Here is a 19791-nt window from a genome sequence, read left to right as displayed (position 1 = left end):
GGCGAGTTGAGACACGGACGAACGCGATTCCTCCCCGCCCCTTGGGGCGGGGTTTCCTCGCTACCGCAAGATGAGCGACGACGACTCGGATCCGACCGCGGGAAGGTCCGATCCGACGACCGCCCGCACCCTCGGCCGCGCGTGGGCCGACGACCGCCCCTGGGAGCTGCTGACGCGACTGACGGCGTTGCCCCGTCGCATGGGCGGTTCCCCGGGCGAACGGCGGGCCGCGGAGATCGTCAGCGACGCCCTCGACGAGGCGGGAGTCGCGGACGTCCGGATCGACGAGTTTCCGATGCAACACTGGCAGCGGGGAACGACCGAGTTCGCCGTCACCGACGTCGACGACGCCCTCGCGGGCGAGCGCTCCTTCGAGGCGATCGCCCTGCCGTACTGCCCGCCGGGCGACCTCGAGGGGCCGCTGGTCGACGTCGGCTACGGCACCCCCGAGGAAATCGACGAGGTCGACCTGCAGGGTGGGATCGCCGTGGCGAGCACGACGACACCCTCGGATCGGCGGTTCGTCCACCGGATGGAGAAGTTCGGCCACGCGGCCGCCGCGGGCGCCGAGGCGTTTGTCTTCGCCAACCACGTCTCCGGTCAGCTGCCACCGACGGGCGCGTTGCGGTTCGACGCGGAGGCCGCAATCCCCGGCGTCGGCGTCAGCGCCGAAACCCGCGACTGGCTCGCGGAGTACGCGGAGCGGGACGCTCGAGCCCGCCTGCGCGTCGACGCCGCGACGACCGACGGCTCGAGCCGGAACGTCCACGGGACCCTCGGTCCGGAGACCGACGAGGAGCTCCTCGTTCTCGCGCACTACGACGCCCACGACGTCGCCGAGGGCGCGCTGGACAACGGCTGCGGGATCGCGACCGTCGTCGGCGCCGCGTCGATCCTCGCCGATCTCGAGGACGCCCTCGAGTGCCGAGTTCGGATCGCCGGCGTCGGCTCTGAGGAACTCGGACTGTTGGGCGCCGAGGCGCTGGCCGCGGACCTCGACCTCGAGTCGGTGCGGGCGGTCGTCAGCGTCGACGGCGCCGGCCGCTTCCGAAACCTGACGGTGCTTTCCCACGCCTCGGAACCGCTGGCGACCCTCGCCGAGGACGTGGCGGAGTCGGTCGGCCAGCCGATCGGTCACGACCGTGACCCTCATCCGTTCAGCGACCACTGGCCGTTCCTGCGGGCGGGCGTCCCCGCCGTCCAGCTCCACAGCGAGCCGACCGACGGCGGCGAGCGAGGACGGGGCTGGACCCACACGGCGGCCGACACCCGTGACAAGGTCGACCCCCGTAACCTGCGGGAACACTCGATGCTGACCGCCTTGCTGGTTCGCGAGCTAACTCGGACCGAGATCCCCCGAGTCTCGGCCGACGAACTCCGCGAGCGCTTCGAGGCCCAGAACTACGTCGCCGGGATGCGCGCGGCCGACGTCTGGCCGTCGACGTGGGACTGACCACCCTCGAGCCGTGGTGCGGTGGCGAGCACATGCAGGCTCTAGCGGTTTGCCCGTTCTCGACGACCGTGAGAACATGACATTCGATCCACCAGTTACGTGCCCGGTCTGCGAGGAGGTACTGGAGTTAGACCGGGGCCTCGAGGATCACCTGGTCGGCAAGCACACCCAGCGGGAGGTCGCCCGGTACGTCGTCTCCCAGCAGGAGCGAGCCGAGATCGAACCGGTCGGCGGGGCCGCGACGCCGAACTATAGTAGCCACTGAAAGTCAGTGCGCACCCGATCGCACAGTAGTCGTGCGATCGGGTGCAAACCGTTTCAGTTGTTACTATAGCTGCTTTTCGAGCTCCGTCCACGGGTGCGGCCACGGGGGAATCGGCCCACCGTTATCCGCGTGGACCGCGAGTCACCGCGCCGACTCACCGCAGGCCGTCGCCGAGCACGCCCGCGACCCGGGCCCCCGTTCGTCGTTCGATCCGGCGGGCGTCGAACACCCTGCGAGCGCTCGCCGCGGCCGTCTCGTCGACCGCGAACTCGAGGTCGGGATAGTCGACGCCGGCGAGCACGAGCGGTTCGGGCGGGGCCGGGGCGATCCCCTCGTGGCCGGGCAGCGGCTCGGGATCGAGCGCGCGCTCGAGGTCCGCGAGCGATCGCTCGCCGGCCCCCACAGCCCGCGCGAGCGAGACGAGTCGTCGGACGAGTTCGCGGACGAAGCCGTCGGCGGTAACGGTGACGACGAGGTAGTCGCCGTCCCGCGTCGCCTCGAGGGTCGGCGAGCGCTCGGTGTTGCGGTCGTCGGGCGTGAGGTTGTGGAAGTCGTGGGTTCCCGAGAGCGCGTCGCAGGCCGCGCGAAACCGGTCGTCGGCGACTCGAGCGGTTGTCTGCGATCCGGTTTCGGCGGCCGACGCCGCCGAGCGACGGGCTGGCGGCGCGTACAGGTGGTAGGCGTACTCGCGTCGGCTCGCGTGGTGGGTCGCGTGGAACGCCGCGGGCGCGTCGGCGACCGCCCAGGCCCGGACGTCGGCGGGGAGCTCGCCGTTGAACGCCCGCGCGGTGAGCCAGTCGGGCGCCTCGAACGCGACCGTCTGGGCAAGCGCCGAGACGCCCGCATCGGTTCGGCCCGCCGCTGCGTACCCAGCGGGCTTGTCGGCGCCGGGCTCGAGGACGCCGTGGGATCGCAGCGCGTCGAACAGGTCGTCCTCGACGGTCGGGACATCGGGCTGGGGCTGGCGCTGGAAGCCGTGGTAGCCGCTCCCGTCGTAGGCGATCCGGTACGCGCGCATCGGCATCGCGTAGTGCCAGGGGTGCCGGCGTGTTAGGCCCGTCGAACCGCCGACGGACGGCTCCCAGGGACTCCGCGGGCGGAGCGTTCGCCGCCTTCCTCGAGCGCGACGGTCGACCGTTGGGGCTCCGTTCGTCGCCCGCGGCCGGGTAGGGCGGATCTCCGCGCGGTCGGTCTGGGCGGACAGGACCCTCGAGCAGCGTCGGGAGGACGTCGGACGTTGGGCTAGACGGCCCGATCGGTCGGCGTCCGAGACGGTCACCCGACGCGATCACCACGCCTGAATCCCCTGCATTAGCCGGGTCTGGCCCCTTGCCGACGAGAGGCGGAGGTGACGTAGCCATGAGTGAATCAAACGAGCGTGATGGAGAGTCACACACTAACGTCCGGAACGTCGTTCTCGTCGTTTTCGACACCGCTCGAGCGGAAAGCGCCGGTCCAGAGACGACCCCGGCGCTGTCCTCGCTCGCCGCGGAGGGGACGACCTTCGAGAACGCGTTCGCGGCGGCGCCGTGGACCCTTCCCTCTCACGCCTCGATGTTCACCGGTCGATACCCGTCCGAGCACGGCGCCCACGGCGGACACACCTACCTCGACGGGGACAACCGGACGCTCGCGGAGGCCTTTTCGGACGCGGGCTACGAGACCGTCGGCGTCTCGAACAACACCTGGATCACCGAGGAATTCGGCTTCGACCGGGGATTCGACGAGCTCCGAAAGGGGTGGCAGTACATCCAGTCCGACGCCGACATGGGCGCGGTCGTTCGGGGCGAGGACGTCCGCGAGAAGCTCCAGGCGACCCGCGATCGCCTCTTCGAGGGGAACCCGCTCGTCAACGCGGCGAACATCCTCTACAGCGAGGTGCTCCAGCCCGCGGGCGACGACGGCGCGGCCCGTTCGGTCGACTGGATCGACGGCTGGCTCGCCGACCGGGGCGACGATCCCTTCTTCCTGTTCTGTAACTTCATCGAGCCCCACGTCGAGTACGACCCGCCCCGGGAGTACGCCGAGCGGTTTCTCCCCGAGGGGGCGAGCTACGAGGAGGCGACCGCGATCCGACAGGATCCTCGGGCCTACGACTGCGAGGACTACGAGCTCACCGAGCGGGAGTTCTCCCTCCTCCGAGGGCTCTACCGGGCGGAGCTCGCCTACACCGACGACCAGCTCGCCCGCCTGCGCGAGGCCCTCGAGTCGGCGGGCGAGCTGGAGGACACCCTGTTCGTCGTCTGTGGCGACCACGGGGAGCACGTCGGCGAGCACGGCTTTTTCGGCCACCAGTACAACCTCTACGGCACCCTGCTCAACGTCCCCCTCGTGATTCGCGGCGGCCCCTTCACGGATGGCGGGCGGCGCCGGGAGCTGGCCCAGCTGCTCGACGTTCCCGCGACGCTGCTTGACACCCTCGGGATCGACGACCCCGAACTGCTCGAGGGCGGCCACGGGCGCTCGCTGCGCCCCGGCGCGAGCGAGCGGCGGGACGCGGTCTTCGCCGAGTACGCTGCCCCCCAGCCCTCGATCGATCGGCTCGAGGACCGATTCGACGAACTCCCCGACCGCGTGCGGGCGTTCGACCGTCGGCTGCGGACGATCCGGACCCGGGGAGAGAAGTACGTCCGCGGCGACGACGGCTTCGAGCGCTACCACGACCTCGAGGCCGACCCCGGCGAGCGGACCGACCGCTCGGCCGACCGCCCCGACCGCGTCCGGGAACTGCGACGGCGACTCGAGGAGCGGTTCGACGGACTCGAGGAGGCCGACGCCGGCGGGGAGGTCGCGATGCAGGCTGGAACCGAGGAGCGGCTGGCGGATCTGGGCTACCTGTGACGACGGGGGCGGGTTCGGCGCGGGAGCGCCCGCCGTCCGCCGGACCGAACCCGTCGTCGGGTTCGGGTCGCCATCGGTGAGCGGGGCGGGCCGACCAGTCACCGTTATAACGCTCGACCGCCGTACGGGAAACCGTGTCCGACGCCCGTGCTGAATCCGAACGCTGTCGGCTCTGCGGCGCCGATACCGACCCCGACGAGCGCTTCTGCTCGAGCGGTTGCCGGGAACTCCACGACTCCCTCGGCGACGGCGCCGGGAGCGTGGGCGACGACGCGGAACCGACGGCAGCCGGGGCCGAACGTGACGTCCCCGACGCGGCCCGCGCGTTCTTCCGGATCGACGGGATGTACTCCGCGCTCTGCGAGGCCTACCTCGAGCGGGTCGCCGAGAACCGGGCGGGCGTCCGCGAGGCGACGGCGAGTTACGTCACCGAGACGGTGCGGGTCGACTACGACCCGGCGCGGACCTCGGCCGACGAGCTTCGGGTGGCCCTGACCACGACCGGGTACACCGCCTACCGCCGCGACGGCCCGTCCGAAGCCGACGAGTCCGAGGACGTGGAGGGGGGCACCCGCCGCTCCCGCGAGATGACGGGCCTGCGAAAGCGCCGCACCGAGGACTTCCTCGAGATGCGCTACGTCGTCGGCGTCGTCTTCGGCTCGTTCCTGCTGGTGCCGTACGCCACGATCCTCTACCCGGTCCACCTCGCGGAGCTGGTCGACTGGCCGTTCCTGGCGGCCTACGAGGGAGCGTTCGCGACGCTCGACCCGTTGGCGTTGTTGCCGCTGTTTCTGGTCGTCACCGGAGCGGTTCTCTACCTGACCGGGCGACCGCTCCTGCGGGGCGCCTACGTCAGCCTGAAACTCCGCAGACCGAACACGCAGCTACTCGCCGCGCTGACGATCGTCGCCGCCTTCGTCTACGGCACGGTCGCGCTCGCGCTCGGCCGCAACGACCTCTACTACGACCTGACGATTCTGGTCTCGGCGACGGTGATGGCGGCGGTGTTCTACGAGGCGACGGTCAAGCGACGGGCCCTGAACCGGCTCACCGAGCTCACGGTCTCCGAGGTCGGCGAGGCTCGCGTGCTCGAGGACGACGGCGCCACCCGAACGGTGCCCACCGAATCCCTCGCGGCCGACGATCGGCTGCTGGTCCGGGAGGGCGAGCGGATCCCGGTCGACGGCCGCTTCGTCGAGGGGGGGTGTACCGTCGACGAGGCGATCGTCACCGGGGAGTCCCTCCCCGTTTCGAAGGCGGCGGGCGACGAGGCGATCGGGGGGACGCTCGTCGTCTCGGGCGCGGCCCTCGTCGACCCCGCCGACCGAACCGAGAGCAGCCTCGAGCGACTCACCGAGTCGGTCTGGAACCTCCAGAGCGCGACCCACGGAGTCGGCCGGCGCGCGGATCGGCTCGCTGCCCGACTGACCCCCGCCGTCGCCGCGGCGGGCGTCGGGGTCGGCGCGGTCGCGCTCGCGCTCGGCTGGACGGCGACGGCGACCGTCAGCGCCGTTCTCGCGACCGTCGTCGTCGCGAGCCCGTGGGCGCTCGGCTTCGCGGCGCCGCTTTCGGTCGCGACGAGTATCGACGAGGCGCTCGACCGGGGGGTCGTCGTCTTCGACGAGACCGTCTTCGAGCGGCTCCGGGCCCTCGACGTCGTGGTTTTCGACAAGACGGGGACGCTGACGACCGGCGAGATGCGGGTGCTCGAGGCCGACGCCGCCCCCGAGCTGCTCCGGGCGGCGGGCGCGCTCGAGGAGCGGGCGACCCACCCCGCCGCGACGGCGATCCGAAACGCGTTCGCTCGCGGCGACGGCGACGAGGCCGACGCCGGCGGTGGGGCGATCGACGACGGCGCGGGCGACCTTCCGGCCGTTCGGGAGTTCGAGAGCCACGAGACCGGGGTCGAGGGGGTCGTCGACGGACGGCGGGTCGTGGTCGGCCACCCGGAGCTGTTCCGCGAGCGCGGGTGGCCCCTCGAGGAGGGGCTGGCGTCGCGGGCCGCGACCGCTCGAGAGCGGGGTCGGCTGCCCGTCCTCGTCGGCGTCGACGGTCGGGCGAGTGGCCTCGTCGTCGTCGGCGACGAGCCCCGCGCCGAGTGGCTCGAGAGCCTCTCGCGGCTCCGGGAGACCGGGGTCGAGGTCGTCGTCCTCACCGGCGACGACGCGGCCGCCAGCGAGTTCCTTGAGCGTCGAGCCGACGTCGACGTCTTCGCGGAGGTCCCGCCGGCGGGCAAGGCCGCGGCGATCGAACGGCTAGGGGCCGACCGACGGGTGGCGATGGTCGGCGACGGGACCAACGACGCGCCGGCGCTGGCCGCGGCGGACCTGGGGATTTCCCTCGGCGGCGGCACCGCGCTCGCAGCCGACGCCGCCGACCTCGCGATCCTCGAGGACGACCTGGCCGGCGTCGAACGGGCGATCTCGATCGCCCGGGCCGCCGGCGACCGCGTGAGCCAGAACCTCTCGCTGGCGCTCGCGTACAACGGCCTCGCGATCCCGGCCGCGGCGCTGGGGCTGTTGAGTCCGCTGGTCACCGCGGGCGCACTCGTCGTCACCGTCGGAGTGATCGGCGCGAACGCATCGCGGCCGCTGCTCGAGTCCGGCTGACGGCGCTTCGTGAGACGACGCGTACAGGAGGTCCCATCAAGAGGCTCTGGCACGTAGTGGGTGTATGGCCAGTGTTCGTATCGGCACGGCGTTCGGCATTCCGATCAAGCTCGGCGCCTCGTTTCTCCTCGTCGTCCCGCTGTTAGCCTACCTCATCGGAGTGCAGACGGCGGTGATCGTCGAGCTGCTCAACACGACCTTCGGGCGGGCGATCGACCCCGGTCCGCTAACCGAGGGCGCGACGCCGTGGCTACTCGGTCTGACGGCCGCGCTGGGGCTGTTCGTCAGCGTCTTCTGTCACGAGCTGGGCCACGCGATGGCCGCGCGCCGCTACGGGCTCGAGACGGAGTCGATCACGCTGTGGTTCCTGGGCGGGCTGGCGCAGTTCACCGAGATGCCCGAGGAGTGGCAGAAGGAACTCGTCGTCGCGATCGCGGGGCCGATCGTCAGCGTCGCGGTCGGCGCCCTGTGTTACGCCGGCTTCGTCGCGCTGCCCGCCGAGCTGTCGGCGGTGCTGTTCGTGCTCGGCTACCTGGCGGTGCTCAACGTCGTGCTGGCGATCTTCAACATGCTGCCGGGATTCCCGATGGACGGCGGCCGGGTGCTCCGGGCGCTACTCTCGCGCAACCGCTCCCGGCTGGAGGCGACCCGGATCGCCGCCGGGGTCGGCAAGTGGTTCGCGATCCTGCTGGGGTTCGCGGGCATCGTCACGTTCAGCATCTTCTGGATCGCGATCGCCTTCTTCATCTACATCGCCGCCTCGAGCGAGACCCAGCAGATCTTCGTCGAGACCGCCTTCGAGGGGCTGACCGTCGCGGAGCTGATGACCCCGGCGCCGGGACTCGATACGGTTTCGACGGAGCTGCCGACCGCGGAGCTGCTGGATCGGATGCTGCGAGAGCGCCACACCGGCTACCCCGTCCTCGAGGACGGATCGCTCGTCGGCATCGTCACACTCGAGGACGTACAGGAGCGTGCGCCCGATACCGGCGGGGTCGTCCGGGACGCGATGTCGACCGATCCGGTGACGATCCCCCTCGACGCCGAGGCGACGACCGCGTTGCGGACGCTCCAGGAGGAGAACGTGGGCCGGCTCCTCGTCGTCGACGCCGATGGCTCGCTGGCGGGCCTGCTCTCGCGGACCGACCTGATGACTGCCCTCGAGGTCGCACAGGGGAGCCGGGCGGCGCCGGCCGCCCCACGCTCGATCGAACACTGAGCGTCGCCGCGTCGCGGAGACGGTTCGACTGCCGGGCGTAAGTCTTTGAGGTGCCTGCTCGTGGTACCGGCGAAGGCAACCGAGGGCGAGCTACGCATGGAAAGTCACAACCCGGCGACCGGCGACCGACTCGAAACGTACGACGACCACGACGAGGGCGACATCGAGGAGATCCTCGCGACCGCCGACGATGCGTTCGAGCCGTGGGCCGATACCCCGATCACCGAGCGCCAGCAGCTGCTCGAGCGAGCCGGCGAACTCCTCCGGGAGCGCGAGGACGAGTATGCCGAACTCATCAGCGAGGAGATGGGCAAACCGATCGCGGAATCCCGCTCGGAACTCGAGAAGTGCGCGTGGGTCTGTGACTTCTACGCCGAGCGCGCCGACGAGTTCCTCGCCGACGAGACCCTTGGCAGCGAGTCCCACTCGCGGACGTTCGTCTCCTACGAGCCCCTGGGGTCCGTCCTCGCGGTGATGCCCTGGAACTTCCCGTTCTGGCAGGTGTTTCGGTTCGCCGCGCCCCACCTGACCGCGGGCAACGTCGGCCTGCTCAAACACGCCTCGAACGTCCCCGGCTGCGCGCTCGCGATCGAGGAGATCTTCGAGGACGCGGGGTATCCCGAGGGCGTGTTCTCGACGCTTTTGGCCGGTTCGGACGCGATCGAGGACGTGATCGCCGACGACCGCCTCGATGCGGTGACCCTCACCGGCAGCGAGGGCGCCGGCCGCGCCGTCGCCGAGCAGTCCGGGAGCGAGCTGAAGAAACACGTCCTCGAGCTGGGCGGGAGCGACCCGTTCGTCGTGCTCGAGGACGCCGACCTCGATGCCGCGGCCGAGACCGCGGCGACCGCCCGGACGATCAACTCCGGGCAGTCGTGTATCGCCGCCAAGCGCTTCATCGTCGTCGACGAGGTCTACGACGAGTTCCTCGATCGGTTCGTCTCGGAGATGGAAGCCCTCGAGATCGGCGATCCCCTCGAGTCGGACACCGACATCGGTCCCCAGGCCCGCGAGGACCTCATGGAGGACCTCCACGAGCAGGTCGAGGAAAGCGTCGAGGCGGGTGCGACCCTCGAGTGCGGCGGCGAGCCCCTCGAGCGGGAGGGGTACTACTACCCGCCGACGGTGCTCTCGGAGCCCCCGCGGGACAGCCCCGCGGCCGACGAGGAGGTGTTCGGCCCGGCCGCGGCCGTCTTCCGGGTCGAGGACGAGGACGAGGCGATCGAGCTCGCCAACGACACCCGCTACGGACTCGGAGGGTCGGTCTGGACCGAGGACCTCGAGCGCGGGGAGCGACTCGCCCGCGAGGTCGAGGCCGGCTGCGTGTTCGTCAACGAGCTCGTCAAGTCCGATCCGCGCCTGCCCTTCGGCGGCGTGAAGGCCTCGGGGTACGGCCGCGAGCTCGCCGAGGAAGGGATCCACGAGTTCGTCAACCGCAAGACCGTCTGGGTCCAGTCGGCCGGCGCGGACGACGACGTTCCCGACACGGAGTAGGCCGTCCCACGAAGGTACCACACTCATGCATCCCGGGCGAGTCGAGAGAGCCGTGCCAACAGCATCCGATCTACTCGTCGACTGCCTCGAGACCGAGGGCGTCGAGTACGTCTTCGGGCTCCCGGGCGAGGAGGTCGAGGACCTGCTCTTCTCGCTTCGGGACTCCTCGATCGAGTTCGTCCCGACTCGCCACGAGCAGGGCGCGGCGTTCATGGCCGACGTCTACGGGCGACTCACCGGCGACGCCGGGGTCTGTCTCTCGACGCTGGGCCCCGGCGCGACGAACCTGATAACGGGCGTCGCCGACGCCCAGCTCGACAAGAGCCCCGTCGTCGCGATCACCGGCCAGGGCGGGCGCGAACGGCTCCACAAGGAGAGCCACCAGGCGCTGGACATCGTCGATGTCTTCGAACCGATCGTCGAGTGGAACGCCCAGATCGCCGAGCCCGAGATCGTCCCCGAGTCGGTCCGCAAGGCGTTCAAGCTCGCCGAGCTCGAGAAACCGGGCGCGACCCACCTCGAGTTCCCCGAGGACGTCGCGGGCGAGGAGATCGACGCCGAACCGATCCCCGCCCGCGGCGACGTGCGCCGTCCCGACCCCGACGACGCCTCGGTCGAGCGGGCCGCGACGCTGCTCGCAGAGGCCGAACGACCGCTCCTGCTGGCGGGCAACGGCGCGGTCCGCACTCGGGCTGCCGACGGAATCCGCGCGCTCGTCGACCGCCTCGAGCTGCCCGTCGTCGCGACCTACATGGGGAAGGGCGCGATCTCCGACCGCGAGCCCGCCTCGCTGTTGACCCTCGATTCCGGCCCCGACGACGAGGCCGCCCGGGCGGTCGAGCGGGCCGACTGCGTGATCGCCGTCGGTTACGACATCGCCGAGCACGACCCCGAGGGGTGGAACCCCGACCTCGAGAAGCGGGTCGTGCACGTCGACCACGAGCCCGCGGAGGTCTACCGCCACTACAACCCCGACGTCGAGATCGTCGCCGACGTCGGCGCGGCCCTGGAGGCGATCGGCGACCGACTGCCCCCGGAATCGTGCTCGCTGTGGTGTCGCGACGCCCACGACCGGATCCTCGAGGCGGTTACGCGACCCCCCGAGAACGACGACCCGGTGACGGTCCGCAACGCCCTCCCGCTGCTCCGGGAGGCGACGGCCGACGAGGACGTCCTCGTCTCGGACGTCGGCAGCCACAAGATGGCTATCGCGCAGTCGTACCCGACCTACGAGCCCAACACCTGCGTCGTCTCGAACGGGCTGGCGAGCATGGGGATCGCCGTTCCGGGCGCGCTCGCGGCCGACCTCGCGACCGACGCGAACGTCGTCGCGGCCACCGGCGACGGCGGCTTCCTGATGAACGCCGCCGAGATCGAGACCGCGACCAGGCTCGACTGCGGCTTTACGATCGTCGTCTTCGTCGACGACGACTACGGGCTCATCTCGGAGAAGCAGGTCGAACACCGCGGCGAGCACACCGGGACGGAGCTCTCGAACCCGGACCTGGTCGCGTTCGCCGAGAGCTTCGGGATCGAGGCGTACCGCCCCGAGACGTGGAACGAGATCGATCGGGCGTTCCGGGAGGCGGTGCCGTCCGACGACCTCTCGCTGATCGAGGTTCCACTCGAGGCGTAATCGGATGCCAGGCGGCGGTCGCGTCGGTCGCCGATCTCGACGTCGGGGTTTCTCCTGCCGACCCTAGGCTTTACTACAGCGAAAGTATGGGAGAATTATGGCGCTCGAGGCCGCGTTCGACGTGTCGGGGGAGCGATTTCCGCTGGCGTGCGTGTTCGAGGAACTCCCCGACGCGACGGTCCAACTCGATCGGATCGTCCCGACGAACGGGGAGACGATCCCCTACTTCTGGCTGCGCGATCCGAACCTTGAGTCGTTCGACCCGGCGGCGGTCTCGCATCCGGCTCTCCGGGCGTTCGACGTCGTCGAAACCGTCGGCGAGGACGCGCTGGTTCGGGTCGAGTGGACTCCCGACCGGGAGAACCTCCTGACGGTCCTGCTGGAGTCAGCGGTCGTTCTCGTCTCAGCGGTCGGAACGAGGCGACGCTGGTCCTTCGAGATCCGCGGCGACGACCGGGAGGCGATCGCCGACTTCCAGTCGGCCTGCCTCGAGGCGGCGATCCCGATTGAGCTCACGCGACTTCGACCGCTCTCGCCGCCGCGGGCGAACGGGGACGACGCCCTCACGCCCGCCCAGCGCGAGGCGCTGGTCCTGGCCTACGAGCGGGGGTACTTCGACTCGCCGCGACGGGCCTCGCAGGCGGATCTCGCCGACGAGCTCGAGATCACCCGACAGTCGCTGTCCTCGCGGTTACAGCGCGGGCTCCGGCGACTCGTCGGCGACACGATGATCGACTGACGCGAGGCACTCGGTATAAAAGGACCCTGCCTACGCAGCAACGCACTCAACCGTTCGAAGGGCCGGATTCCGGTAATGGCAGACGGATCCGATTTCGTTTTCTCCGTACGTTCGAGCCGAGAAGGGGGCCGGCGGTTGCGATCGACGGGCGGAGCGAACGCTGAAGCGGGGCGGACGACGGCGGACGGGAACGGGCGACGGCTCGCCCGAGGACGGCGATGATCCCCTCTCGAGAGGTCCTGCTGGTCGAGGACAACCCCGGCGACGTCCGGCTCACGCGGGAGGCGTTCGCGGCGACCGACGGCGACCACACCCTCCGCGCGGTGACGACCGGCGAGGACGCTATGGCGTTCCTCGAGCGACGGGCTCGAGAGGACGCGCTCCCCGACCTCGTCCTGCTGGATCTCAACCTGCCCGGGATCGACGGCGGGACCGTCCTCGAGCGGATCAGAGCGTCGCCCGAACTCCGGCAGCTCCCGGTGATCGTGCTGACGAGTTCCGACGACGACGAGGACGTCGCGGCGTCGTACCGCCGCGCCGCCAACGCCTACCTGACGAAACCGATCGCGCCCGACGACCTCGTCTCGATGATCGGAAGCCTCGAGACGTTCTGGTTCGACCGCGTCCGGCTTCCCCCGCAGTAGGCCGGCCCGTTCCGGCGGTATCCCTTTGGGCGCTCGCGCGCTCAGGGCCGACCGTGTTCCACGGCGAGGAGTTCTGGCTCGTTCGCGTCCTCTTCCAGCGGGGGCTGGCCCTGCTGTATCTGCTGGCTTTCCTCGTCGCCGCGTTCCAGTTTCGGCCGCTCGCCGGCGAGAACGGTCTGCTCCCTCTCGAGCGGTACCTCGAGGCCGCCGAGTTCCGGGAACGGCCGAGCCTGTTCTACCTCGCGCCCAGCGACCGTGCGATCGGGATCGCCGCCTGGACCGGGGTCGCGCTGTCGGCGTTCGCGCTGTTGGCGGTTCCCTACGGGCTGCCCGACGGCTACGCGACGCCCGTCTCGATGGCGCTGTGGGCGACGCTGTGGCTGCTGTACCTCTCCTTTGTCAACGCCGGCCAGCTCTTCTACGGCTACGGCTGGGAGTCGATGCTGCTCGAGACGGGGTTTCTGGCGATCTTTCTGGGTGCCGGTTCGACCGCGCCGCCAGCGGTCGTCTTCCTCCTGCTCGCGTGGGTGCTCTTTCGCAACATGTTCGGTGCGGGGTTGATCAAGATCCGCGGCGACGACTGCTGGCGCGACCTCTCCTGTCTGGACTACCACTACGAGACCCAGCCCATCCCCAACCCCGTAAGCTGGTTCGCTCACCACCGCTCGAAGCGCTTCCACCGCCTCGAGACGCTTGGCAACCACGTCCTCGAGCTGGCGGTACCGTTTCTCTACTTCGCGCCCCAGCCCGCCGCGGCGCTCGCAGGCGCGGCGACGATCGGCTTTCAGGGCTGGCTGCTGGTAACGGGTAACTTCGCCTGGCTGAACGCGCTGACGATCGTGCTGGCGATCGCTACCTTCAGCGACGGCGTCCTCGAGGCGTTGCTCCCGGTGGCGGCGCCCGCGACGACCGCGACGCCGATCTACCTCGAGGGCGCGGCCGTCGTCGTGGCGGCACTCGTCCTCGCGTTGAGCGTCTCTCCAGTTCGGAACATGCTCTCCGAACGGCAGGCGATGAACACCGCGTTCGACCCGTTGCACCTGGTCAACACCTACGGCGCGTTCGGTTCAGTCACGCGCGAGCGCTACGAGCTCGTGATCCAGGGAACGACCGACGAGCGCGGCGCCGAGGACGCGGCGTGGGAGACCTACCGTTTCAAAGGGAAACCGACCGACCCCGGGCGACGACCGCCCCAGATCGCACCCTACCACCTGCGGCTGGACTGGCAGCTCTGGTTCGCGGCGATGTCGCCGACGCCGCGTCGCAGCCCGTGGGTCCTGCGGTTCGTTCACCGACTGCTCGAGGAGGACGAGGCCACCCGTTCGCTGCTGGCCGAGGACCCCTTCGCGGGGACGGATCGATCCCCCGAACGGATCCGGGTGCTCCGGTACCGCTACCGGTTTACGACCCCCGAGGAACGCGCCGAGACGGGGGCGTGGTGGCACCGGGAACGGGTCGGCACCTACGTCGGCCCGGCGTCCCTCGAGGAACTGCGCCGTCGCGGCGCCCGACCGTAGACGGCGCTCGAATCTCGAAGCACCGTCCCTCGAAACGTCGCGTTAACGGGTGGCGTCGCTCGCGAGGCCGCGGACCACCGTTCGACAGACTCGTTCCTCGGATCGATAACCACCGCATAACGTCCGAAAATCACTACATAACAATTATCTTTACTTCCATCTGTGGTAACATGAGCGAGACGATTACCGTCGGACTGACGGACGGGCGGGAGATCGCGGTCGACGAACTGACGATGCTCGAGATGGACAACGGGACGTGGCTCCGGTGTGTGCGGGCGGAGCCGAGTCGACGGATGGCGTTCGACGAGACGACGACGTACTACCGCCTCGAGACCGACGTCGAGTACATCGAGGACGGTGAGGGAAACCGGAACGTCCCGGGATCGATCGAGCGGCTCCCGACGCTCGCCGACGCGGCCGGGGGGACGGGCCGTCGATGATCGAACTGCCGAGCGCGAGCATCCTGCTCGTCGGTGCCGGGAGCTACCTGGTATCGGTCGCGGTGACGCTCCGGGCGCTTCGCCGAACGCGGCGCCACAACCCCGAGAGCTCGAGCACCCCGGAGAACGAGACGCCGCCGGAGCGCCGTCCGGGGTCGGAATCCGCCTGACGGGTGGGGAGCACGAGGCGCCGCGCTCGCGGCGGTTCGCTACTCCTCTCGCCGAACCGGCGGGGTCTTCGAGACGAGCTGCCCCCAGAAGTCGCGGTTGTCCGCCACCCATCGGTACCCGCTCTCGCGGACGCGCTCGTAGTCCTCGAAGTTCCGGAGGAACTCGATCGCCTCCCGAACCGCGCCGACGTCGTCGATCCGTGCGAGCCCCGCCTCGATCGAGGCGCCACAGGAGCGGACCTCGTCGTCGGTCACGAAGTGGGAACACTCCTCGTAGTCTTCGGGTAGCCGCTCGCGCAGCTCCGGCGTCAGGTCGCTGAAGCCGACGACGCGGACGTCGGTCCGTTCGTCGAAGAACTCCGCCCACCACGTACAGAAGCCGCAGTCGTCGTCGAAGACGAGCGTCGGTTCGGTCATCCTCTCGAGCGGCTTCGAGACCGGCGCACTTAGCTCCTCGGCCGCCGGGCCCCGAAATACTTGACGCGGGCGCCCGATTCCCCCGTATGGAGCGGTTCGTCGGGGTCGTCGTCGCGGGCGGGCTCGCCCTCGTGGCCGGCCTCTGGCTGCTCGCGCTTTTCGAAACCTGGAGCGCGCTCCGAATCGCGGGCCTCGCGCTGGCGGTCCTCGGAACGGGCGGGTTGAGCGTCGGGATCGCGAGCGAACTCGAGGTCGGGCTCGGACGGGACGCATAGCCGTCCTCGCCCTCCTATCGCGCTCTCGGACTGTCTCCCGGCCGGAACGTTCTTGTCGGCGACGGCCGACGCGAGACCATGAGCAGTGCGGCCGGATCGCTGACCGAACCCGAGGTGCTGGCCCGCGCGAAGGGACGACTCTTTCCGGACGAGGACGCCCCCGCTTACGCGGTCGCGGACACGCAGTTCGCCCGGGAGGAGTGGCGCCCCGACCGCGCCGTCGCCCCCACGGTTCGCGAGCGCCTCGCCCCCTTTAACCACGTCCGGATCGGCGGCGGCTACCCGGACCTCGTCGGTGTCGGCCGGCTCGACCGCGAACTGGTCGCCGTCGAACGGCTCGGCGACGAGCCCCCGCTGGTCGCCGTCGAGGCGAAGGGGTACGCGAGCGACGGCGTCGACGCCCGGCGAGGAATCGTCCAGGCGTACGACCGCCTCGGCGAGGCCAACGCCGCCTACCTCGCCGCGCCCGCACCCGCGGTCTCCGAGACCGACCGAACCCTGGCCCGGGAGCTGAACGTCGGCGTCCTCGGGATCGAAGCCGACGGTTCGGTGGCGACGCTCGAGGCCCCGCGGGTCGTCGGAACGCGGACGACGACGGAGGCGAGAGCGATCCGGTTCCAGGCGAGCGCCCAGGGGGTCACAGACCGATCGTTCGGACTCAACCACCCGAAGAACTACCTGGGGTATCCGATCGCCCACTATGCCGACGGCGACACCGGGACTTTGCTCTCGAGGTACGACGTCGTCGGCGCCGTCGCCGACGCTCGGCAGGGGGCCGCGTTCCTGGGACTGATCGAGGACGCCCCGGGTGGGATCGAGCTCACTTCCCTCGGGCGGGAGGTCGTCCGCTTCGCGAAGCGCAACTACGGGACGGCCGAGGGCGCCCTCGCGGCGTTCGCCGAGTGGTACCGTTCCCGGAAACGGTTCGTCGAGTTGGCGCCGTCGTGGGGGCAACTCGCCCGCCGGATCGTCTTCGCGTACCCGGCGACGGAGCTGCTCGTCACGGAGCTGCAGGCGCTCCACCGGGACGGGAACCGGGAGCCGTCGCTCGTCGAGTTCGTCGAGTACCTCCACGAGCTCCACCCGTCCTTCGCCGTGGAGCTGTTCGTCCGCGGCGACGAGGCCGTCCGGCGGCGCGCGCTGACGGACGAGGGCGAACTCCGCCGGGCGCCCCTCGAGGACGGCGACGCCTACCACGCGCCGACGGTGTTCCAGCTGAAGACGATGCTGTACCACGTCGGCATCCTCACCGAACGCGGCCGCGAGCCGCACCGCCTCGAGCCGACCGTCGACGTCTGGGCGCTTCGCGAGTCGGTCTGAGCTCCGAGCCGGGAGCGCTCGAGGCGCTTACGACTCCTCCGAGTCGTCCTCCTCGTCGGGCTCGGCGTCGGTTTCGTCCTGTCGTCCCCCGTCTTCGGGGAGCCGTTCGTTCTCGTCGTCGGAGTTGCTCTCGCTCATGGCACCCGAACCAGGCTCTCGAGCGGATTGAAGCTTGGCCCGTCACTCGACGACCGCCGGGCTCGAGGGAGCTCGTCGACGGCGGCGCGAACGTAGCCAAACCGTTTGTGAAATTCCCACTATATGGAAGGTTTGAAAGGAAATAGCGGAATATTCCGATCGTATGTCGTACGAATCGTTACCGATCGGCGCACTGTCGCTGGCGCCGCCGCTGCTCGCGATCGCACTCGCGATGTACACGCGACAGGTGCTGGTATCGCTGTTCGCCGGGATCTGGATCGGCGCGCTGATGGTCGCCGACTGGAACCCCGTTTCGGCGACGGCGCTCTCGATGGACTGGCTCGTCGAGGTCGTCCGAACGCCGTTCAACACCAAGTTCCTGCTGCTGATCATGTTCATGGGCGCCGGCGCCGCGTTCATCTACAAGTCCGGCGGGATCATCGCGCTCCAGAACCGGATCGGACACCGCGTGAATACGGCCCGGGATTCGCAGGTTCTCACCTGGCTCATCGGCGTGTTCATCTTCTTCGATTCGTACACCAGCACGATCGTCACCGGAAACGCGACGCGGGAGCTCTCCGAGGAGAACGACAGCTCCCGCGAGATGCACGCGTACGTGCTGGACTCGACGACCTCGCCGGTCACGACGTTCGGCCCGGTCTCGAACTGGATCGGGTACCAGGTGTCGATGATCATCGTCGGCTTCGAGGCGGCCCAGTTCACCGCCGACGAGGTGGGAATCACCGCGTTCGGGCTCTTCCTGCAGAGCATCCCGTGGAACATCTACTGTCTGATGGCGTTTTTCATGGTCGGGTTCATCTCGATCACCCAACGGTTCTACGGCCCGATGCTCGATGCCGAGTGGCGCTCGCGGACCGAGAAGAAATCGCTCCGCGAGGACGCCACGCCGCTTTCGGACGTCACCACCGACGTGGGCGAGCCCAGCGAGCGGAACCCGACGCTGGTCAACTTCTTCGCCCCAATCCTGACGCTTTTGGTCGTCGGCCTCGTCTCGATGTGGTGGCTCGGCGGCGGCTCCGAGCCCGGCGTCGACATCGCGACCGCGTTCCAGGAGACCGACGTCGCGCTCGGACTGCTCTACGGCGCGTTCGCGTTCACCGCTGTGGGCATGGCCGGCGCCCTCGGGTTCGGGACGATGGATCTCGAGGAGGCGAGCGACGTCGTCATCGACGGGTTCAAGACGATGATGATCGCAGCCGCGATCATCGTCCTCGCGTGGGGGATCGGCCACGCCGCCGAGCAGGTCGGCACCGCCGAGTTCATCGTCGACGTGATGATCGGCAGCGGGATTCCCGGTTCGCTCCTTCCACTGTTGATCTTCGGGGCGTCGATGTTCATCGCGTTCACGACCGGGACGTCCTGGGGGACGATGGCGATCGTGACGCCGCTGATGATCCCGCTGGGGTACGAACTGGTCGGCCTCTCGATCCTTCCCGTCCTCACGGGCGCGCTGTTCGGCGGGGCGATCTGGGGCGACCACGTCTCGCCGATCAGCGACACGACCGTCATGTCCTCGATCTTCTCCGGTTCGGACCACATCGATCACGTGAACACGCAGTTTCCGTTCGCGATGACCGCGGCCGGCGTCACCGTCGTCGCGCTGTTGCTGTACGCCGTCGGCGTCACCGCCGCGAGCGTCCTGCTACCGCTTTCGTTCGTCCTCACCGCCGTCGCGGTCCTTGCCCTGAACAAGGTCGACGCCCGCCGCAAGAACCTCCCCGAGGTTATGCCCACCGCTCGAGCGATCGACGACGGGGAGATCGACGTTGAGGCGCTCGGACGGGACGACGAGCGCGCCGAAGCGACCACGAACGGATCGTACGACCATCTCGACGTGCTCCCCGTAACCGCGGTGCTCGTGGCTCTGGGCTACCTCTCGCTGGTCTTCGCGTTCGCGACGCTGGCAACGTGAGACCGTCGGGCGGGCTCGAGGTGAGGGAGGCCGCGAACGCCACCGTTTCGAGGAACGAAGCGACTCGAGCGAGACGCCAAATTCCGTTTTCCGTCGCTGCCGCTCGCGAGTTTGCTCGCGGCAGAACGACGGGCGCGACGGGATTTGAACCCGCGACATCTTGGTCCGGAACCAAGAACTCTGTCCACTGAGCTACACGCCCTCTACACCGAATTACTGATACCGATCGTATAACGGTTGCTCTTCGTGTCGACTCGCGCCTCGAGTCCGACTACAGCGAGGACTCGGCATCGGGTGCGTCGGCGACCGCGCCGTCGGGCGAGGCGGGTTCCGAGAGTTCGATCTCGAGGCCGCCTTCGGTGGCGGCGATACCGACCAACCAGCCCTCGTACCGGAACGACAGCGACTGAAATCCGGAGTCGGGGTCGCAGATCGAATCCAGCGTGTCGGGGTCGATCGTATCGTAGAGGGGCTCGAGCGCGACGGGGTCGACCTCGTCGACGCGAGCGACCAGTTGGACGACCGCTGTACTCGTTCGTCGATCCTCGGTTGCGGCCACGCTCGTCGTCGGTCGTTGGGAGGTCACTACTAGCGGTGAACGGAGCGGGAGTAAAGAAGATGACCCAATATTTCGACGTCGAGATGACAGGGAACATTGACGTCTCGTGACGGAGAGCGTCG

General features: G+C 69.5%; 18 protein-coding genes and 1 tRNA gene. 15 read left to right on the top strand and 4 right to left on the bottom strand.

Annotated features, from left to right (window positions below; genetic code table 11):
- Positions 1 to 70 precede the first annotated feature (70 nt).
- The gene (locus GWG54_RS12910; RefSeq protein ID WP_167938161.1) at positions 71 to 1453 is read left to right on the top strand and encodes a M28 family metallopeptidase; all 1383 of its coding nucleotides are present in this window, start codon (positions 71 to 73) and stop codon (positions 1451 to 1453) included.
- 76 nt (positions 1454 to 1529) lie between these two features.
- Positions 1530 to 1718: a hypothetical protein gene (locus tag GWG54_RS12905; protein ID WP_167938160.1), complete on the top strand. Its 189-nt coding sequence runs from the start codon at positions 1530 to 1532 to the stop codon at positions 1716 to 1718.
- 154 nt (positions 1719 to 1872) lie between these two features.
- Here GWG54_RS12905 and truA read toward each other — a convergent pair whose 3' ends face one another.
- Positions 1873 to 2742: a tRNA pseudouridine(38-40) synthase TruA gene (gene truA, locus GWG54_RS12900; protein WP_167938159.1), complete on the bottom strand. Its 870-nt coding sequence runs from the start codon at positions 2740 to 2742 to the stop codon at positions 1873 to 1875.
- Positions 2743 to 3077: 335 nt separating this feature from the next.
- Between truA and GWG54_RS12895 the strand changes: the two genes are divergently transcribed.
- The 10 genes from GWG54_RS12895 (at position 3078) to GWG54_RS12850 (ending at position 15027) form a co-directional block, all read left to right on the top strand.
- Entirely contained in the window at positions 3078 to 4559 is a 1482-nt protein-coding gene (locus tag GWG54_RS12895) for a sulfatase (protein WP_167938158.1), read from the top strand.
- 134 nt (positions 4560 to 4693) lie between these two features.
- Complete coding sequence (locus GWG54_RS12890) at positions 4694 to 7168, top strand: cation-translocating P-type ATPase (RefSeq protein WP_167938157.1); 2475 nt, start codon at positions 4694 to 4696, stop codon at positions 7166 to 7168.
- A gap of 64 nt (positions 7169 to 7232) precedes the next feature.
- Positions 7233 to 8387 carry a M50 family metallopeptidase gene (locus tag GWG54_RS12885; RefSeq protein ID WP_167938156.1) on the top strand — a complete coding sequence of 385 codons (1155 nt, stop codon included), beginning with the start codon at positions 7233 to 7235 and terminating at the stop codon, positions 8385 to 8387.
- Between the two features lie 96 nt (positions 8388 to 8483).
- A complete protein-coding gene (locus GWG54_RS12880) occupies positions 8484 to 9881 on the top strand; it encodes an NAD-dependent succinate-semialdehyde dehydrogenase (protein WP_167938155.1) in 1398 nt (465 codons plus the stop codon).
- A gap of 25 nt (positions 9882 to 9906) precedes the next feature.
- A complete protein-coding gene (locus GWG54_RS12875; RefSeq protein ID WP_209438428.1) occupies positions 9907 to 11517 on the top strand; it encodes an acetolactate synthase large subunit in 1611 nt (536 codons plus the stop codon).
- A 97-nt stretch (positions 11518 to 11614) separates the two neighbouring features.
- Positions 11615 to 12256 carry a helix-turn-helix domain-containing protein gene (locus GWG54_RS12870; protein WP_167938153.1) on the top strand — a complete coding sequence of 214 codons (642 nt, stop codon included), beginning with the start codon at positions 11615 to 11617 and terminating at the stop codon, positions 12254 to 12256.
- Between the two features lie 218 nt (positions 12257 to 12474).
- The gene (locus GWG54_RS12865; protein WP_167938152.1) at positions 12475 to 12900 is read left to right on the top strand and encodes a response regulator; all 426 of its coding nucleotides are present in this window, start codon (positions 12475 to 12477) and stop codon (positions 12898 to 12900) included.
- A 53-nt stretch (positions 12901 to 12953) separates the two neighbouring features.
- Entirely contained in the window at positions 12954 to 14417 is a 1464-nt protein-coding gene (locus GWG54_RS12860) for a lipase maturation factor family protein (protein ID WP_167938151.1), read from the top strand.
- Between the two features lie 170 nt (positions 14418 to 14587).
- Positions 14588 to 14857: a hypothetical protein gene (locus GWG54_RS12855; protein ID WP_167938150.1), complete on the top strand. Its 270-nt coding sequence runs from the start codon at positions 14588 to 14590 to the stop codon at positions 14855 to 14857.
- Positions 14854 to 15027, top strand: a complete 174-nt coding sequence (locus GWG54_RS12850; protein ID WP_167938149.1) for a hypothetical protein — start codon at positions 14854 to 14856, stop codon at positions 15025 to 15027. The genes GWG54_RS12855 and GWG54_RS12850 overlap by 4 nt, the downstream gene beginning before the upstream one ends.
- Before the next feature lie 39 nt (positions 15028 to 15066).
- Here GWG54_RS12850 and GWG54_RS12845 read toward each other — a convergent pair whose 3' ends face one another.
- Entirely contained in the window at positions 15067 to 15444 is a 378-nt protein-coding gene (locus tag GWG54_RS12845) for a DCC1-like thiol-disulfide oxidoreductase family protein (RefSeq protein WP_167938148.1), read from the bottom strand.
- A gap of 86 nt (positions 15445 to 15530) precedes the next feature.
- On the opposite strand from GWG54_RS12845, the gene GWG54_RS12840 reads away from it, so the two are divergent.
- The 3 genes from GWG54_RS12840 to GWG54_RS12830 all read left to right on the top strand — a co-directional run bounded on the left by GWG54_RS12840 (position 15531) and on the right by GWG54_RS12830 (position 19110).
- Positions 15531 to 15719, top strand: coding sequence for a hypothetical protein (locus GWG54_RS12840; RefSeq protein ID WP_167938147.1), 189 nt, complete (start codon positions 15531 to 15533; stop codon positions 15717 to 15719).
- A gap of 78 nt (positions 15720 to 15797) precedes the next feature.
- Positions 15798 to 17039 (top strand): hypothetical protein, encoded by a 1242-nt coding sequence (locus tag GWG54_RS12835; protein WP_167938146.1) that lies wholly within the window; start codon positions 15798 to 15800, stop codon positions 17037 to 17039.
- A gap of 301 nt (positions 17040 to 17340) precedes the next feature.
- Entirely contained in the window at positions 17341 to 19110 is a 1770-nt protein-coding gene (locus GWG54_RS12830) for a Na+/H+ antiporter NhaC family protein (protein ID WP_209438427.1), read from the top strand.
- Between the two features lie 129 nt (positions 19111 to 19239).
- Here the strand turns inward: GWG54_RS12830 and GWG54_RS12825 are convergent.
- Positions 19240 to 19312 (bottom strand) — tRNA-Arg (locus GWG54_RS12825).
- A gap of 69 nt (positions 19313 to 19381) precedes the next feature.
- Positions 19382 to 19696, bottom strand: a complete 315-nt coding sequence (locus GWG54_RS21180; protein WP_167938145.1) for a HalOD1 output domain-containing protein — start codon at positions 19694 to 19696, stop codon at positions 19382 to 19384.
- Between the last annotated feature and the right edge of the window lie 95 nt (positions 19697 to 19791).

It is taken from the genome of Natronococcus sp. JC468 (assembly GCF_012163165.1).
Taxonomy (GTDB): Archaea; Halobacteriota; Halobacteria; order Halobacteriales; family Natrialbaceae; genus Natronococcus; species Natronococcus jeotgali.
The sequence above is the reverse complement of the archived record's forward strand: the minus strand, read 5'-3'. Positions and strand labels throughout refer to the sequence as shown.

Coding starts and splice junctions, on each gene's coding strand:
- GWG54_RS12850 (WP_167938149.1), top strand. CDS start 14,854: ATGATCGAACTGCCGAGCGCGAGCATCCTGCTCGTCGGTGCCGGGAGC.
- GWG54_RS12840 (WP_167938147.1), top strand. CDS start 15,531: ATGGAGCGGTTCGTCGGGGTCGTCGTCGCGGGCGGGCTCGCCCTCGTG.
- GWG54_RS12910 (WP_167938161.1), top strand. CDS start 71: ATGAGCGACGACGACTCGGATCCGACCGCGGGAAGGTCCGATCCGACG.
- GWG54_RS12865 (WP_167938152.1), top strand. CDS start 12,475: ATGATCCCCTCTCGAGAGGTCCTGCTGGTCGAGGACAACCCCGGCGAC.
- GWG54_RS12875 (WP_209438428.1), top strand. CDS start 9,907: ATGCATCCCGGGCGAGTCGAGAGAGCCGTGCCAACAGCATCCGATCTA.
- GWG54_RS12885 (WP_167938156.1), top strand. CDS start 7,233: ATGGCCAGTGTTCGTATCGGCACGGCGTTCGGCATTCCGATCAAGCTC.
- truA (WP_167938159.1), bottom strand. CDS start 2,742: ATGCCGATGCGCGCGTACCGGATCGCCTACGACGGGAGCGGCTACCAC.
- GWG54_RS12905 (WP_167938160.1), top strand. CDS start 1,530: ATGACATTCGATCCACCAGTTACGTGCCCGGTCTGCGAGGAGGTACTG.
- GWG54_RS12830 (WP_209438427.1), top strand. CDS start 17,341: ATGTCGTACGAATCGTTACCGATCGGCGCACTGTCGCTGGCGCCGCCG.
- GWG54_RS12855 (WP_167938150.1), top strand. CDS start 14,588: ATGAGCGAGACGATTACCGTCGGACTGACGGACGGGCGGGAGATCGCG.
- GWG54_RS12880 (WP_167938155.1), top strand. CDS start 8,484: ATGGAAAGTCACAACCCGGCGACCGGCGACCGACTCGAAACGTACGAC.
- GWG54_RS12895 (WP_167938158.1), top strand. CDS start 3,078: ATGAGTGAATCAAACGAGCGTGATGGAGAGTCACACACTAACGTCCGG.
- GWG54_RS12835 (WP_167938146.1), top strand. CDS start 15,798: ATGAGCAGTGCGGCCGGATCGCTGACCGAACCCGAGGTGCTGGCCCGC.
- GWG54_RS12870 (WP_167938153.1), top strand. CDS start 11,615: ATGGCGCTCGAGGCCGCGTTCGACGTGTCGGGGGAGCGATTTCCGCTG.
- GWG54_RS12845 (WP_167938148.1), bottom strand. CDS start 15,444: ATGACCGAACCGACGCTCGTCTTCGACGACGACTGCGGCTTCTGTACG.